This window comes from Aequorivita sublithincola DSM 14238 (assembly GCF_000265385.1).
GTDB lineage: Bacteria > Bacteroidota > Bacteroidia > Flavobacteriales > Flavobacteriaceae > Aequorivita > Aequorivita sublithincola.
In genome coordinates this window covers 1,299,368-1,315,384 of record NC_018013.1, presented here as the reverse complement: position 1 = coordinate 1,315,384, position 16,017 = coordinate 1,299,368, and the positions used below count along the sequence as shown (strand labels likewise).

Below are 16,017 nucleotides of genomic sequence, written 5' to 3'. Positions count from 1 at the left end.
TTATATAAACACAAATCCCGCTGAAATTTCAGCGGGATTTGCTTGTTTAATTCTTAGGTGAAATAAATTAATAATTCAAATCATCACCTTCCTCAGCCCGTGGCGGATCTTCGCGTTTCGGCCTCTTTTTCATAATGATTCCGTTTTCAATATTTTTCTTCTTCATCTCTTCGCCTATTTGGTTGCTGGCTACAAAAGAAGCAATCATATTGTTAAGCATTTCACTTCCCGCTTGTGGCGAGTTTGGCAATAGAATAAGGTTGGTATTGGTTGCTTCACCAATAGATTGAAGTGTATCGTAATGCTGAGTAACAACAATCAGCGCAGAGGCTTCTTGTGAATTTATACCCACATTGTTCAAAACATCTACACTTTCTTCCAGTCCGCGTGCAATTTCACGACGTTGATCTGCAATACCTTGTCCTTGCAAACGCTTGCTTTCTGCCTCTGCACGTGCTTTTGCAACTATTTTAATACGTTCTGCTTCAGCTTCAAACTCTGCAGCTACTTTTTCACGTTCGGCGGCGTTTATACGATTCATCGCTGCTTTTACTTGAACGTCAGGATCAATATCTGTAACTAGGGTTTTTATGATGTCATAACCATAAGTACTCATTGCTTCGTTCAATTCTGCTTTTACGGCGATTGCAACATCATCTTTTCTTTCAAAAACATCATCTAGCTTCATTTTAGGTACTTCGGCACGCACTACATCAAAAACATAAGAGGTGATCTGATCGTGCGGATTTTCCAGTTTATAAAAGGCATCATAAACCTTCTGTTCCAAAACCTGAAATTGTACTGAAATTTTCAGTCGGACAAAAACATCATCCTTTGTTTTAGTTTCAACAATTACATCTAACTGCTGGATTTTCAAGTTAATTCGACCCGCAATCTTATCAAAAACAGGAATTTTGAACTGTAAACCCGAATGGCGGATGCTTAAAAACTTTCCAAAGCGCTCTACAATGGCCGCGGTTTGTTGTTTTACGGTGAAAATTCCCGCAAGCAAAATAAAAAAACCAATAATAACTATTGGCACTAAAAAAGCGTAACCCATAACTTAAAGTTTTAAACTATTATTAATTGATGAAGATACAAAAATTGAGCAATTTCTAGCTCATATAATTAACTGCGTTTTTTATACGTGTATTACTTTCTTCTTTTCCTAAAATAGAAAGAATATCAAAAACGTCTGGTCCTTTCATTTCCCCAACCAAAGCTAAACGCAAAGGCATCATCACTTTCCCAAAACCAATATTTTCTGAAGTAATCCAACCTTTCACTGCTTCTGAAAGTTTTTCTATTGAAAAGTCTTCGGAAGTATTTAAGATTGAAATTACTTTCAGAAGCAATTCAGGTGTTTCAGGTTTGAAAGCTTTTTCAGCAGCTTTTGCATCATACGTATTTGGTGCTTCAAAAAAGAAACTTCCCTGTTCCCAAAGATCGCTTACGAAAGTGGCGCGTTCTTTTAATAATGAAACAATATGTGTCACATCGAGCCCTTCGTCTGCGCTCAGGACAGGCTTCGTCGAGATGCCTTTTTTTTTCAAAAGCTTCGAAAACTTTCCCGCAAGTGTTTCGTTATCTACATTTTGAATATATTGATGCTGAAACCATTTTGTTTTTTCAGGATCAAATTTTGCACCTGCTTTATGGACGCGTTCCAATTCAAAAGCTTCAATTAATTCCTCTAAACTGAAAATTTCCTGCTCTGTTCCAGGGTTCCACCCTAAAAAGGCTAGCATATTTATGACAGCTTCAGGCAAATAACCATCTTCACGATAGCCTGAAAACAATTCACCTTCAGCAGTTTTCCATTCCAAAGGAAATACAGGGAAACCCATTTTGTCGCCATCGCGTTTGCTCAGTTTTCCGTTTCCGGTTGGTTTTAAAATTAACGGTAAATGCGCGAATTCTGGAGCATCCCAGCGAAAAGCACGATATAGTAAAACGTGAAGTGCCATAGAGGGCAACCACTCTTCACCACGAATAACGTGGGTTATTTTCATTAAATGGTCATCCACAATGTTTGCCAAATGATAAGTTGGCATTCCATCGCTTTTGAAGAGAACCTTATCGTCCAGAACGCTGGTTTCAACTTGAATTCCGCCGCGGATAATATCGTTTAGATGAAGTGTTTCATTTACCGGGGATTTAAAACGAATTACATATTCCTCGCCGTTTGCAATTTTCTGCCGCGTTTCTTCCGAAGAAAAAACTAAGGAATTTTTCAGCTTTAAACGGTTGTGCCAGTTATAAATAAAGGTTTTTCCTTTTTCTTCGTGGTCTTTTCTATGTGCGTCAAGTTCTTCGGAAGTGTCAAAAGCGTAATATGCGTTTCCAGATTCAATTAGGGCATCGGCGTATTGTTTGTATAAATCTTTTCGTTCGCTTTGGCGATATGGAGCACAGTCTTTCTCCTTTCCTATTCCTTCGTCATAGGGAATGTTTAGCCAATTTAAGGCTTCAATTATATATTCCTCAGCACCTTCCACATAACGATTTTGGTCGGTGTCCTCAATTCGTAACAGAAAATCACCGCCGTGTTTTTTAGCGAATAAATAATTGAACAATGCGGTACGAACACCACCAATATGTAAAGGTCCTGTGGGACTTGGGGCAAAACGTACCCGAACTTTTTGAGACATAATTTGTATTCTTTTTTATGAAAGCTGCAAAGGTACGATTATGTCTGCGCATTTTAAAGTTATTGGGTCACGTGGTTTTTTGTTTTTTTGGAGCAATCTTTGTGGCGTGGCAGGAACGAAATATTATTGTATTTTAGAAGTTTTGATTTTATATCATACTAGGTTTTCAATTGTCCATTGTAGCAGGAAAAAAGTTGTAGGAATATTTAGAAAAATAAAATTTGGCGGGTGAGATTCCTGCCTGAGTTTATTTTGAGCGGAGCCGAAAAGCAGGAATTTATGAGCACTTTCAACATCATCCAGCAAAAACTGGAAGAATTTATTAAGAAGTACTACACCAATGAACTTATAAAAGGAACCATCCTTTTCTTCGCCATTGGGCTTCTTTATTTATTGATAACGCTGCTCGTTGAGTATTATCTTTGGTTAAACCCCTTGGGAAGACGGATACTCTTTTGGGCATTTGTAATTGTTGAAATTGGCTTGTTTATTCGGTTCATCGCTTTTCCGCTTGCGAAACTCTTCAAACTTCAGCACGGAATAGATTATGAAGAAGCTTCAAAAATAATAGGAAACCACTTTCCGCAGGTGAGTGATAAATTGTTGAATGTAATTCAGCTAAACCAAAATCAAAGGGAAAGTGAATTGCTTGCCGCGAGTATTGATCAAAAAGCCGCGGAACTGGAACCGGTTCCCTTCAAAAGTGCTGTAAACTTTAAAAAGAACGCTAAATATTTGAAATATGCGGCCATTCCAATACTTGTATTTATACTCTTTAGCGCTTTGGGCGGAATGGATGTTTTTTCCAGTAGCTACAAACGAGTTGTGCATTACGACACTGCTTTTGAACCGCCTGCACCGTTTTCTTTTATCGTTATGAACGAGGATTTGAATGCGGTTGAGAATAAGCCGTTCAACCTAAAAATTAGAACTGAAGGAACTGCAATCCCCGAAAACGCCAGTATCAATTATAATGGCGAAACCTACTATTTGCAACAGACCGCTCCCGGTTTATTTGAATATACGTTTCAGCAACCTTTGGAATCTATTGATTTTAGCTTAAAGGCGAATAAAGTTACTTCCCGTGAATATAAGTTGGATGTTGTAAAGACGCCGTCATTAATTAATTTTGAAATGGTTTTGGATTATCCTAACTACACAGGAAAAACCGATGAAACCTTGAAAAGTTCTGGAAACGCAACTATTCCCGAAGGAACCCGCGTTAGATGGAACGTTTTAACAAAAAACACTAATGCTGTTGCTTTAAAAACCTTGGACACTACTTTTACGTTTTCTTCCAAAGGAGAAAATTTTAATTTTGAAAAAGGAATTTATAACAAGTTGGATTACGCAATAACTACTTCCAATGAAAAACTGAAGGATTACGAAAACCTTGCGTTTACATTGAATGTGGTGAAGGATCAATTTCCCGAAATTGAGGTACAAACCAAACAAGATAGCACAAACAGTCAACGAATCTTATTTTTAGGCCAGATTTCAGACGATTATGGACTTACGAAACTAAGATTGGTCTATTTTCCCGAAGGAGAAGAAAAGTTGGCTAAAACGGAAGCTCTGCCTTTAAACAAAACCAACTTTGATCAATTCACTTATAATTTTCCTGGAAATCTTACTTTAAACGAAGGTGTTTCTTATGAATACTATTTTGAAGTTTTTGATAATGACACTATTCATAATTTTAAATCTTCGAAATCCGGAATTTATTCTTTCAGAAAACTTACAAAGAATGAATTGGAAGATGAACAACTTCAAAATCAAAAAGATGCGATTAAAGGTCTTGATAAATCACTAGAGGAATTAAAGGACAGAAAGCAAACGTTGAAAGAACTTACTCGAACCCAAAAAGAGAAAAACGAGCTTAATTATAACGACAAGAAGAAATTAGACAACTTCATACAGCGCCAGCAAAAGCAGGAGGAAATGATGAAGAATTTTTCAAAGGAAATGAAAGAGGAACTTGAAAATTTCCAACCTGAAAATCAAGAGATAGATCCTTTTAAAGAAGAACTCGAAAAACGTTTAGAGGAAAATGAACAACGCGTAAAAGAGAATGAAAAGCTGCTTGACGAACTTGAAAAACTTCAAGATAAAATTCAAAAAGAGGAGTTAACAGATAAGTTAGAAAAGCTATCAAAACAAAACAAGAACCAAGAGAAGAACTTGGAACAGTTGGTTGAATTGACTAAAAGATATTACGTAGAAAAGAAGGCTGAAAAACTCGCTGAGGAAATTTATAAATTGGGAGAAGAGCAAGAACAATTGGCAGATAAACCTAAAGAGGAAAATACTAAGGAAGCCCAAGAAGAACTCAATGAGAAATTTGAAGAGCATAAAAAGCAAATGGAAGAACTCCAAAAGGAAAACGAGGCTCTAAAAAAACCAATGGATATTCCTCAAGACAGACCAGCGGAAAAACAGATTGACCAAGAACAAGAAAAGGCGACAGATAAACTGAAAGAGCAAAAACCAGCTGAGGCTGGAAAGAGTCAAAAGAAGGCTGGCGAAAAGATGAAAGAAATGGGCGAGCAAATGAAAATGCAGATGCAATCCGGGCAGATGGAATCCATAGATGAAGATGTGAAAATGTTAAGACAGATTGTAGATAATCTAGTTGTTTTTTCTTTTCAACAAGAGGATTTAATGGAGGTTTTCAAGAAAATAGAATACGGCAATCCTATTTTTGGTAAGAAATTGAATATTCAAAATGACTTAAAAATTAATTTTGAACATATTGACGATAGTATTTTTGCGCTCTCACTTCGTCAACCTTTAATGGGTTCAAAAATAAATACGTCACTAACTGAAATTCAATATAATATAGACAAATCTCTAGATCGTCTAGCACAGAATGAAACGCGGCAAGGAATTGGCAATCAACAATATACAGTAACTGGAGCGAACGATTTAGCTGTTTTATTAAGTGATATTTTAAGCAATATGCAAATGCAGATGGCTATGGGAACTGGTTCTGGTTCAGGCAAGGGAATGCCGAGTCCTGGATCTGGTGATGGTCATGGTTTTCAACTTCCAGATATTATTAAGAAGCAAGAAGGGTTAAGTGAAAAGATGGAGGAGGGAATGAAAAAGGGTAAGAAGGGCAAAAAAGGTGAAGGCGAAGGCAAGGGAGTTGGCAAAGGAGAGGGAGAAGGAGAAGGTGATGGTAAAGGCGATGGAAAGGGAGAAGGTGATGGTCAAGGAAAAGATGGTCAAAAAGGTAATAAAGAAGGTGGCGAGAACGAAGGCAAAAGTGAAAGTGAGCAGATGAATGGTGAGATTTTCGAAATTTATAAACAACAGCAGGAACTCCGCAATCAACTTCAGGATAGATTGAGCAAAGAGGGTTTAAATGGAAATGGTGGAAATCTTTTAAAGAAGATGGAAGGTATTGAGCAACAATTGTTGGATAAAGGTTTTAACCAAAACACCCTTCAGCAAATGTTGAATCTTAAATACGAATTATTGAAATTGGACAAAGCAGATTTGGAACAGGGTCAAGAAACTAGAAGAGAATCCCAAACGAATAAACGACAATTTCAAAATAACACGCAGCTGTCTCCTGAGGATATAAAAAAATATTTCAACACTACTGAAATTTTGAATCGTGAGGCCTTACCTTTGCGCCAAGATTATAAAAACAAGGTTCAAGAATACTTTAAAGAAAGCAATGATTGATTTTAATTTTGAAACAGATTTTGAATTAATTAATTTATCGGAACTTCAAAAATGGATTGCTGAAATCATTATATCTGAAGGATGTGAATTAGGCGATATTTTATATGTGTTCTGCGATGATGAATTTCTACATAAATTGAATGTTGAGTTTTTGAATCACGATACTTTGACCGATATTTTAAGTTTTGATTCTCGGGTTGGAAAACAAATTAACGGTGAAATTTATATTTCAGTAGAGCGTGTTGCAGATAATGCGAAGGACTTCAAAACCGATTTTGAAGATGAACTTCATCGTGTTATGATTCACGGAATTCTTCACTTCTGTGGTTTTAAAGATAAGGGTACCGATGATGAAATCCTTATGCGGAAAAAGGAAGACGAAGCACTTCAAAAGCTCCCGGTTTTGTAAATTGTTATTTTGAGACTTAATGTCTTAAAATCAGATAATTATTGTAATTTTGCACCCCTTTTAAAAAGTTGAGATTAATCAAATGTTCCACGTGGAACAATTAAGACAATATATGTTTCCAAATGAATATGATGTTATTGTAGTTGGAGCTGGTCACGCTGGTTCAGAAGCTGCTGCTGCTGCTGCCAATTTGGGCTCAAAAACCTTGTTGGTTACAATGAATCTTCAAACAATTGCTCAGATGAGCTGTAATCCGGCAATGGGCGGAATCGCTAAAGGACAAATTGTACGGGAAATTGACGCAATGGGCGGATATAGCGGAATTGTTTCTGATAAAACAGCCATTCAGTTTAAAATGCTCAATAAATCAAAAGGACCTGCAATGTGGAGTCCGCGTGTGCAAAGTGATCGGATGCGTTTTGCGGAAACTTGGAGATTAATGTTGGAGAATACTCCGAACCTTGATTTCTATCAAGAAATGATTTCTGGGATTATTGTTGAAAATGGAAAAATTAAAGGAGTAAGAACTTCTCTCGGTTTAGAGATAAGAGGGAAAAGCGTAGTGCTTACAAATGGTACTTTTTTAAATGGTCTAATTCATATTGGCGATAAACAATTTGGCGGTGGCCGTGCTGGCGAAAAAGCATCCACAGGAATAACCCAAGATTTACTTAATTTAGGTTTTGAAGCAGGAAGAATGAAAACAGGAACTCCACCAAGAGTTGATGGAAGGTCTTTGGATTTTTCAAAAATGATAGAACAACCTGGTGATGAAATTCCAGAGAAATTTTCATATTCTGATCAAACTTCAGCTTTAAAACATCAGCGCTCTTGCCATATGAGCCATACAAGTTTGGAAGTCCATAATATATTGCGTGAAGGATTTGATCGTTCTCCAATGTTTAATGGATCAATTCAAAGCCTTGGGCCAAGATACTGTCCTTCAATTGAAGATAAAATTAATCGTTTTTCCGATAAGGACAAACATCAACTTTTTGTGGAGCCAGAAGGTTGGGATACGGTAGAATATTATATAAATGGTTTTTCCACTTCGCTGCCAGAGGATATTCAATTTAAGGCATTACGAAGAGTTGCTGGTTTCGAAAATGTAAAGTTTTTTCGTCCTGGTTATGCTATTGAATACGATTATTTCCCGCCAACACAATTGAAACATACTTTGGAAACTAAGTTAGTTTCAGGACTTTATTTTGCTGGACAAATCAACGGAACAACTGGTTATGAAGAAGCGGCTTCCCAGGGTTTGATGGCTGGCATTAATGCACATTTAAAAGTTAAAGAAAAGGAAAGTTTCATACTTCAAAGAAATGAGGCCTATATCGGGGTTTTGATAGATGATCTTATTACAAAGGGAACTGAAGAACCATACAGGATGTTTACTTCTCGTGCTGAATACAGAACCTTATTGCGTCAAGATAATGCTGACTTTAGGTTAACGCCAAAAGCATTTGAGATTGGTTTAGCAAGTGAAAAACGAATTAGAAAAATGGAAGATAAGAAAGTTAAATCAGAGGCTTTCGTTCAGTTTTTCAAAGAAACAAGTGCTGCTCCAGAAGATATTAATCCTATTTTGGAAATGAGAGAATCTGCTTTGGTGGATCAAAGTGATAAAATGTTCAAATTCTTTTCTCGACCAGAAGTTACGATGGAGGATATGAAGGAAATAGCTTCGGTTAAAAATTTTATTAACGACAACAAGTTAGATTCCGAAATGATTGAACAAGCGGAAATCCAAGTTAAGTATTCAGGCTATATTGAAAAGGAAAAAAATAATGCAGATAAATTAAATAGACTTGAAGGTTTAAAAATCCCTTCTACATTTGATTACACTAAATTAAAATCCTTGTCTTATGAAGCTCGTGAAAAACTTACTAAAATTAAACCTGCAACTATTTCGCAGGCATCAAGAATAAGTGGTGTTTCTCCAAATGATGTTTCAGTACTTCTTGTATATATGGGACGTTAACTAGATTGTTTCACGTGGAACATTTCTCTTTTATTCAATAAAGAACTTATAAAAAATCTTTAAACAATTTAATTTTCTTTCTTGGAAAATCACAAGACAACATATTTATCAGTTAAGGATTATTTGGTTTCTGGTGAACCTTTTGACTTGATTTACGATCCCGCTTTGGATTTTCTGAAAACATTTCCGCAGCCAAATCCTGAAGAACTGCCTAGATATTACGAAAGCCAGAATTATATTTCTCACACCGATGAGAAAAAAGGATTGCTTTCCGGCATATATCAATTGGTAAAAAGTTGGTCGCTTAAGAAAAAAACTAAGCTTATTTTCAATTTGAATGGAGAAGTTGGTTCATTATTGGATATTGGTTCAGGGACAGGAGATTTTTTAAAAACTGCAAAGGATAAAGGATGGAAAGTTTCTGGAATGGAACCAAATGAAAGTGCTGCCAAATTAGCTTTGGAAAAAGGAATTCATCTAAAAACTTCTTTAGAGGAATTCGAAGGAATTCAGTTTGATGTTGTAACACTTTGGCACGTTTTAGAGCACATTCCAAACTTAGAAGAAACCGTTCAGAAATTAGCTTCACTAGTAAAACCAAATGGAAGTTTAATTATCGCAGTCCCTAACTTTAAAAGTTATGACGCGAAACATTATGGAAAATATTGGGCTGCTTATGATGCGCCAAGACATCTTTGGCACTTTTCCAAAGAAGCTATTAAGAGCTTTTTTTCGGATAACTTTACGCTTCAAAAAATTGAACCAATGATTTTTGATTCTTTTTATGTAAGCCTACTTTCCGAAAAGTATAAAACAGGAAATGAATTTTCTCTAAAAGCTTTTTGGATAGGTTTTCAATCTAATCTTAAAGCAAAACGTTCAAAAGAATACTCTTCGCACATATATTGCTTTAAAAAACTCAAATAGGGCTTTTTCAAGCATTTTAAGCTATTCTCAGATAAAAACGGAAGTAACGTTAATTTAATCGTTTTTCGAGCTAATTACGGCGTTTAATAGCTATGATTTCAATAAAGAAGATTTATCTACTTTTAAAATGCATAAATAATATTTATACAATTTCAGGTCTATGAATTAACCGTGTTAGCTTTATGGAGAGGTCTGTAAAAATGATTTTAGGATTTCCATTTCGCTCAATGTGGTAAGAAGCATCTTCCAACGCAGAATTGATTTCAAAAATATTATTTTGATGTACAAAAGGTGAAAATTTTTCAAGTGAAAAGGAAGTATCTTTTGCTTCAAAGAACAAAAGCGTATCAGCTTTGTAGTTTTTTAAAAGCGCTTGTCTAAAAACTTCAATACAATAATTTAGAAATTTTTTCTGCGTTTCGCGCCCTTGGCCAGCAAGTTCGTCACTCCAATCCAGAAGATTATTTATAGCTCCTTTGTTTCCCTTAGCCCTAAAGGCGGTCCGAACCCAACTAATAAACCATTTTTCAAAAATTTCATCTTCACCTGATTCTTCTAGAAGTTGCAATGCTTTGTTATAGTCGCCTTGCGCTCTTCTGGCGGTTTTAAAAGCTAAAGATTCTAGTACTTCTCTACGAATTATCAGATTTTCGGCAATATCAACTTCGGAAAGTAATGGAAAAGTCAGTTTTTGGCATCGCGATCTTATGGTTGTAATTATTTGCTCTTCCTGCTCTGTTAGTAGGATGAGAACTGTATTGTCTGTAGGTTCCTCAACCAGTTTTAATATGGTGTTTGCGCAGGAAATATTCATATTTTCTGCCATCCAAATAATCATTACTTTATATCCGCTTTCAAAAGCTTTGAGTGATAATTTTTTTAAAATGTTTAGTGCTTCCTCTTTACTGATATTTCCTTGCTTATTTTCTATTCCTATACTTTGAAGCCACTCAAAAAGGGACCCGTAAGGATTTTTTGATACAAAATTGTGCCAGTCCTTTGCGAAATCGTCTGATGTAACTTTTTTCGTGTCCTTCCCTACCTTATTTACTGGATAAACAAAATGTAAATCTGGATGCGACCAGCGGGCAATCTTGCTTTTGCAGGACAAATATTCTGGACTTCCCTTTTCGTATTTATGGCATAACAATTCTGTGGCATACGCGATAGCCATTGGTAGTAAGCCACTTCCATTTACTCCAACAAATAGCTGTGCGTGCGGAATACGACCGTTTTCAATAGTTTTTGACAGGTGTGATTTTAAATGCTGTTGCCCGATTACTTCTGAAAAATCCATTCGCAAATCTAAACAATTTTAAGTTTTCTTTTCTGACTGAATTTTTCAAAAATTATTAGAAAAAGTACTGTTATACGGTAACCTTGTCTTCTAACAGCTAAAATGAATTTATACCTCAAAATAAGTATATTTGCTCGATAAAATTTTAATATGAAAACTGTAAACGATATTGATTTTAAAGATAAAAAAGCATTAATCCGTGTAGATTTCAATGTTCCGTTGGACGATGATTTCAATGTAACTGATGATACTAGAATTCGTGCTGCAAAACCTACGATTTTTAAAATTCTGGAAGACGGCGGAAGCTGTATCTTGCTGTCGCATCTAGGAAGACCAAAAAATAAAGAAGCGGAATTTTCATTGCAACATATCGTTAAATCACTGTCTGACGCAATTGGAATGCAGGTGAAGTTTGTTGATGATTGCATTGGACCAAAAGTTTCGGAAGCAGTTTTAAATTTAAAACCTGGAGAAGTTCTTTTATTAGAGAATCTTCGCTATTATGATGAAGAAACAAAAGGTGATCGTGATTTTGCTGAAAAACTGTCAAAATTTGGTGACGTTTATGTAAATGATGCCTTTGGAACAGCGCATCGCGAGCACGCTTCAACTGCTGTTATTGCCCAATTTTTCCCCGAAAACAAATACTTTGGCTTATTGCTTGCTTCTGAAGTAGAAAACGTAAAAAAAGTATTAGAAACAAGCGAAAAACCGGTTACGGCCATAATTGGAGGAGCAAAAGTTTCTTCAAAAATTACAATAATTGAGAATATTCTAGACAAAATTGACAATTTGATTATTGGCGGTGGAATGGCTTTCACTTTTATAAAGGCACAAGGTGGAAATGTTGGTAGTTCCCTTGTAGAAGACGATAAACAGACACTTGCACTAGAAATTTTAGAAATGGCTAAAAATAAATTTGTAGAAGTCTATTTGCCAGTTGATGCCATTATTGCAGATGATTTTTCGGAAAATGCAAATTCCAGGACTGAAGAAGTGAACAATATTCCCGACGGATGGATGGGTTTAGATGTTGGACCAAAAACAAACGAACTTTTTGCCGAAGTATTAGCTAAGTCAAAAACAATTTTATGGAATGGTCCCGTTGGTGTTTTTGAAATAGAAAAGTTTGCTCAAGGAACAAAAATCTTGGGTCAAAATATAGCAAAAGCCACTCAAAATGGAGCTTTTTCCTTAGTAGGAGGTGGTGATTCTGTAGCGGCGGTTCACAAGTTTAATCTCACAGACAAAGTTAGTTATGTGTCTACAGGCGGAGGTGCAATGCTGGAAATGCTTGAAGGAAAAACATTACCTGGAATAAAGGCCTTGATGAAATAAAGTTAATTAACAGTATCTTAGGCTTTTGGATTTGATTATTGCGTATTTTCGCACAATTATAGTTTTAGATAAAATTTTTTATTTAAAATTGCGTTTCAACTTTTATGGGATTTATGATTAGTTCCCTCGAATAACTTATTAATCAGGAGTCTTTGCCACAATCTCCTTAAGCAATAAAAAGCTAATGAAACTAAACAGAATTCTCTCCCTAATGTTGTTGCTATTATGCAGCATGAGTTTTGCCCAACAAGGTAAAAAACAACTAAAAAAATTGAACACTAAAAAAGTTCAAGTTGTTGACTCCATAAAGATTTCTAAAATAGCTCAAGAATTGCCATCTACATTAATAGCAACTGGTCTGAAAGATACCATTATATATGATTTGAAAGACATGGCTTCGGCCAGAAAAAAGGATAGTCTGTGGTTAAAAGAACTATATAAGTCTGATCTTTTTGATGATATCTATAACAGTGTTGCAAACCAATCTTATGATATGGTTGATTATGACGAACTTCCCACTGAAGTTTTGAAAAAGCGTCTTAAAGAACTAGATGCCCGCACTCCATTTAAAGTTGAATACAATCCTTCGTTGGAAAGCGTAATTAAGCAATATTTAAAAAATAGAAGAGGAAGTTTAGAACGTTTAATGGGTTTAAGTGAATATTATTTCCCAATGTTTGAGCAGGAACTTGATAAACACAATCTTCCTTTAGAATTAAAATATCTAGCCGTTATTGAATCTGCCTTAAATCCGCGGGCTCAATCAAGAGTGGGTGCTACTGGTCTTTGGCAATTCATGTACCCAACGGGAAAAATGTTTGGTTTAGACGTGAGTTCTTATGTTGACGAACGTTCAGACCCAATTATGGCCACGGAAGCTGCCTGTAAATATTTGAAAAGTTTAAATAACAGTTTCAACGATTGGGATTTGGCGCTTGCAGCCTATAATTCTGGTCCAGGAAATGTTTCAAAAGCTATTCGTCGTTCTGGTGGAAAAACAAATTATTGGAACCTACGCGAACATCTTCCACGTGAAACGGCAGGATATGTTCCTGCATTTTTAGCCACTATGTACATTTTTGAATATGCAAAAGAGCATGGGTTTAAATCACAAGGAAAAAGAATTCCCTTCGTTGCAACAGATACTATTAAAGTGAAGCAACAAATCACTTTAGATCAAGTAGCGAAGCTTACTAATCTTGACAAGGAAGAACTTGAATTTTTAAATCCTTCCTATAAACTCGGTATCATTCCAGTAATTAAGGATGAAAACTATATGTTGCGCCTTCCGCTAACTTCCGTTGGTGCTTTTGTTAATAACGAAGATGCTATTTACGCTTTTGCGCAAGAGGAGCAGGAAGTAGCTGAAAAGCCGGCACCGGAATTATATGAACAGCCTGAAAAAATTCGTTACCGTGTTAAACGAGGAGATTATTTAGGTAGAATTGCAGACAAGTATGGTGTTGGTGTTAGCCAAATTAAGAGTTGGAATGGTATGCGAAGCAATACTTTAAAGACCGGTCAGAATTTAATTATTTACCCTCGAAAGAGTAAACAGGACATTGCTAGTAATAATGTAACGACCACAGCTTCAAAAAGTAGTTCTTCGGAAAAAACATATACAGTGCGCAATGGGGATTCATTATGGAGTATTTCACAAAAATTTCCCGGAGTTTCAGTACAGAATATCCAAAAATGGAACGATATTAGTGGTAACAATTTGAAACCTGGAACTAAACTAAAAATCTATAAAGGATAGTTCCGCAAAAACATCCTTTAAATGAAATCTTTATACATTCTCTTTTTTACGCTAGCTGTTGCGTTTACTTCTTGTAATGACAGTGGGATAAAAGACAAATCGCTTCTTCCAAGTTCTGTTGGAAACATCAATTCACTTCAGATTATAACACCCAATGACTTATGGAATGGCATTGTAGGTGAAGCAATTCGGAATAATTTTGCCGCCCCAACAGATGGCTTGCCACAAGATGAGCCCTTGTTTTCTATGAACCAGATGCCTCCAGAAGCTTTTTCTGGCTTTGCGCGCAGCAATAGGTTATTCTTATACGTTGTTCTTAGTGACGAAAACAAAGCAACTGTTGCCAAAGACGAATATGCCAAACCACAAGCTGGAGCCGTTATAAAAGCTACTTCAGAAGAAGAATTGGTAGATTTAATAAATAAAAATGCTGCAAAAATAATTGAGTCATTTCACGCTTCCGAACTAAAGGAAAGACAACGAAGAACTTCTATTTCATTAATGAAATCAGATTCTTTAAAAAAGGTGATGGGCGTGAGTATGCAAATTCCCAGCGCATACAGAATAGCTAAAGCAACAGATAGTTTTTTCTGGATGCGAAAGGATCTAAAAGATGGAACCACAAACATTCTTGTATATACAGTTCCTTTATCAATGATTAAAAACGACAGCACAGCAGTTGGCGATATTATAAAAATTCGAGATTCCATAGGAAGCAAATTGCTGCCTGTAGAAGATGAAGGGCAGTTTATAACCGAAGACGCCTATGCACCATATCTCTTCAAAACTAAAATTGATGGTAAATTTGCCTATGAAACTAAAGGTACTTGGGAAGTAAAAGGGGCCTGGATGGGCGGACCGTTTATAAATTTTGCAGTTAGAGACGAAAAAAACAATCGCTATTTAATATTAGAAGGTTTTACTTATGCGCCATCTGCAGCCAAAAGAGACCTTCAGTTTGAGCTGGAATCTATTTTAAGCACTTCAAAAATAGAATAACTCCATATTTTCAATTAGCTTAATTTCGGTCAAAATACTATAAATCAAGTATTAGATAGATTTTATTCTCTATTTTTATATCTGAAATCACAGATCAGTCTTGGGTTTTGCTTTCTAAAAAACTATTTTTATAGTTATCGATTAAGCAAGTATAGCATATTGCTGACACTAAAATTTCAAATTATGAGAAAGATAAAACTACTTATTCCTATTTTTTTGATGTTTTTAGCTATTTCCTGTTCTAAAGATGATCAAAATGCTGAAGTTTCCTCAATTACTATAAAAGAGGGTCATTTGGAATTAAAAAGGCTTGAAACGAGACAACTAACTGTTAAGATTGAACCGGCCAACGCACCAAATCAAGACATTATCTGGAGCAGTTCCGATGAAAATGTTGCTTTGGTTAATGAGCTTGGAGCCGTAACTTGTAGATATGAACTTGGCTATACCATAATTTCTGCAAAAAGTGCAAATGGTATAATTGCTGAATGTAGAGTAGATGTTGTTATCAAATTTCCATAACTGTAAGATTAAAGAGTCTTCTGAATTATTTTTCAATTATGTATTATTATAATTGAAATTTGAAATAACACTCTTCAAGTGTTGTAAATACTATAAAGATTAAAAAAGAAAGCCTTTCATTTTAAAATGAAAGGCTTTCTTTTTTTGGGACATTTAAACGAAAACTATTTGTTATCGTCTATTTTTTTATCGTTAATATCGGTAGTTTCGTCCTTGGAGGCATCCTTAAACTCTTTAAGCCCACTGCCCAGTCCGCGCATAAGCTCCGGAATTTTCTTTCCGCCAAACAGTAATAATACAATCACTACGATTAATATAATCTGCCAAGGCCCAACCATACCTAATGGAATAAATAATGCGTTCATAATTTTTAAAATTTAATTAAGCAAATGTAACAAGAATTGTTTAGATACAACGTTTTGAGGATAACTTTAGCAT

The 16,017-nt window shown here is 35.6% G+C and carries 12 protein-coding genes; 8 read left to right on the top strand and 4 right to left on the bottom strand.

Features of this window, described 5'->3' with window-relative positions; genetic code table 11:
- Window positions 1-67 precede the first annotated feature (67 nt).
- Both AEQSU_RS06075 and gltX read right to left on the bottom strand, forming a co-directional pair.
- Window positions 68-1,060, bottom strand: coding sequence for an SPFH domain-containing protein (locus tag AEQSU_RS06075; protein ID WP_014781980.1), 993 nt, complete (start codon window positions 1,058-1,060; stop codon window positions 68-70).
- Between the two features lie 55 nt (window positions 1,061-1,115).
- Window positions 1,116-2,651, bottom strand: coding sequence for a glutamate--tRNA ligase (gene gltX / locus AEQSU_RS06070; RefSeq protein WP_014781979.1), 1,536 nt, complete (start codon window positions 2,649-2,651; stop codon window positions 1,116-1,118).
- A 228-nt stretch (window positions 2,652-2,879) separates the two neighbouring features.
- On the opposite strand from gltX, the gene AEQSU_RS06060 reads away from it, so the two are divergent.
- The 4 genes from AEQSU_RS06060 (at window position 2,880) to AEQSU_RS06045 (ending at window position 9,664) form a co-directional block, all read left to right on the top strand.
- Window positions 2,880-6,344 carry a cell envelope integrity protein TolA gene (locus AEQSU_RS06060; protein WP_014781978.1) on the top strand — a complete coding sequence of 1,155 codons (3,465 nt, stop codon included), beginning with the start codon at window positions 2,880-2,882 and terminating at the stop codon, window positions 6,342-6,344.
- Window positions 6,337-6,753, top strand: a complete 417-nt coding sequence (ybeY, locus tag AEQSU_RS06055; RefSeq protein WP_014781977.1) for an rRNA maturation RNase YbeY — start codon at window positions 6,337-6,339, stop codon at window positions 6,751-6,753. The genes AEQSU_RS06060 and ybeY overlap by 8 nt, the downstream gene beginning before the upstream one ends.
- A gap of 112 nt (window positions 6,754-6,865) precedes the next feature.
- Entirely contained in the window at window positions 6,866-8,737 is a 1,872-nt protein-coding gene (mnmG, locus tag AEQSU_RS06050) for a tRNA uridine-5-carboxymethylaminomethyl(34) synthesis enzyme MnmG (RefSeq protein ID WP_042492339.1), read from the top strand.
- Window positions 8,738-8,818: 81 nt separating this feature from the next.
- A complete protein-coding gene (locus AEQSU_RS06045; protein ID WP_014781975.1) occupies window positions 8,819-9,664 on the top strand; it encodes a class I SAM-dependent methyltransferase in 846 nt (281 codons plus the stop codon).
- Window positions 9,665-9,806: 142 nt separating this feature from the next.
- On the opposite strand, the gene AEQSU_RS06040 is transcribed toward AEQSU_RS06045, so the two are convergent.
- The gene (locus tag AEQSU_RS06040) at window positions 9,807-10,961 is read right to left on the bottom strand and encodes a DNA polymerase III subunit (RefSeq protein WP_042491698.1); all 1,155 of its coding nucleotides are present in this window, start codon (window positions 10,959-10,961) and stop codon (window positions 9,807-9,809) included.
- A gap of 150 nt (window positions 10,962-11,111) precedes the next feature.
- On the opposite strand from AEQSU_RS06040, the gene AEQSU_RS06035 reads away from it, so the two are divergent.
- From AEQSU_RS06035 to AEQSU_RS06020, 4 genes are all read left to right on the top strand, one after another.
- The gene (locus AEQSU_RS06035; RefSeq protein ID WP_014781973.1) at window positions 11,112-12,299 is read left to right on the top strand and encodes a phosphoglycerate kinase; all 1,188 of its coding nucleotides are present in this window, start codon (window positions 11,112-11,114) and stop codon (window positions 12,297-12,299) included.
- Between the two features lie 184 nt (window positions 12,300-12,483).
- On the top strand, window positions 12,484-14,058 hold the full coding sequence (locus tag AEQSU_RS06030; RefSeq protein ID WP_014781972.1) for a lytic transglycosylase domain-containing protein: 1,575 nt from the start codon (window positions 12,484-12,486) through the stop codon (window positions 14,056-14,058).
- A 21-nt stretch (window positions 14,059-14,079) separates the two neighbouring features.
- Window positions 14,080-15,057 carry a DUF4837 family protein gene (locus tag AEQSU_RS06025; RefSeq protein WP_014781971.1) on the top strand — a complete coding sequence of 326 codons (978 nt, stop codon included), beginning with the start codon at window positions 14,080-14,082 and terminating at the stop codon, window positions 15,055-15,057.
- A 183-nt stretch (window positions 15,058-15,240) separates the two neighbouring features.
- The gene (locus tag AEQSU_RS06020) at window positions 15,241-15,579 is read left to right on the top strand and encodes an Ig-like domain-containing protein (RefSeq protein WP_014781970.1); all 339 of its coding nucleotides are present in this window, start codon (window positions 15,241-15,243) and stop codon (window positions 15,577-15,579) included.
- Window positions 15,580-15,743: 164 nt separating this feature from the next.
- On the opposite strand, the gene tatA is transcribed toward AEQSU_RS06020, so the two are convergent.
- Window positions 15,744-15,944: a twin-arginine translocase TatA/TatE family subunit gene (tatA, locus tag AEQSU_RS06015; RefSeq protein ID WP_014781969.1), complete on the bottom strand. Its 201-nt coding sequence runs from the start codon at window positions 15,942-15,944 to the stop codon at window positions 15,744-15,746.
- Between the last annotated feature and the right edge of the window lie 73 nt (window positions 15,945-16,017).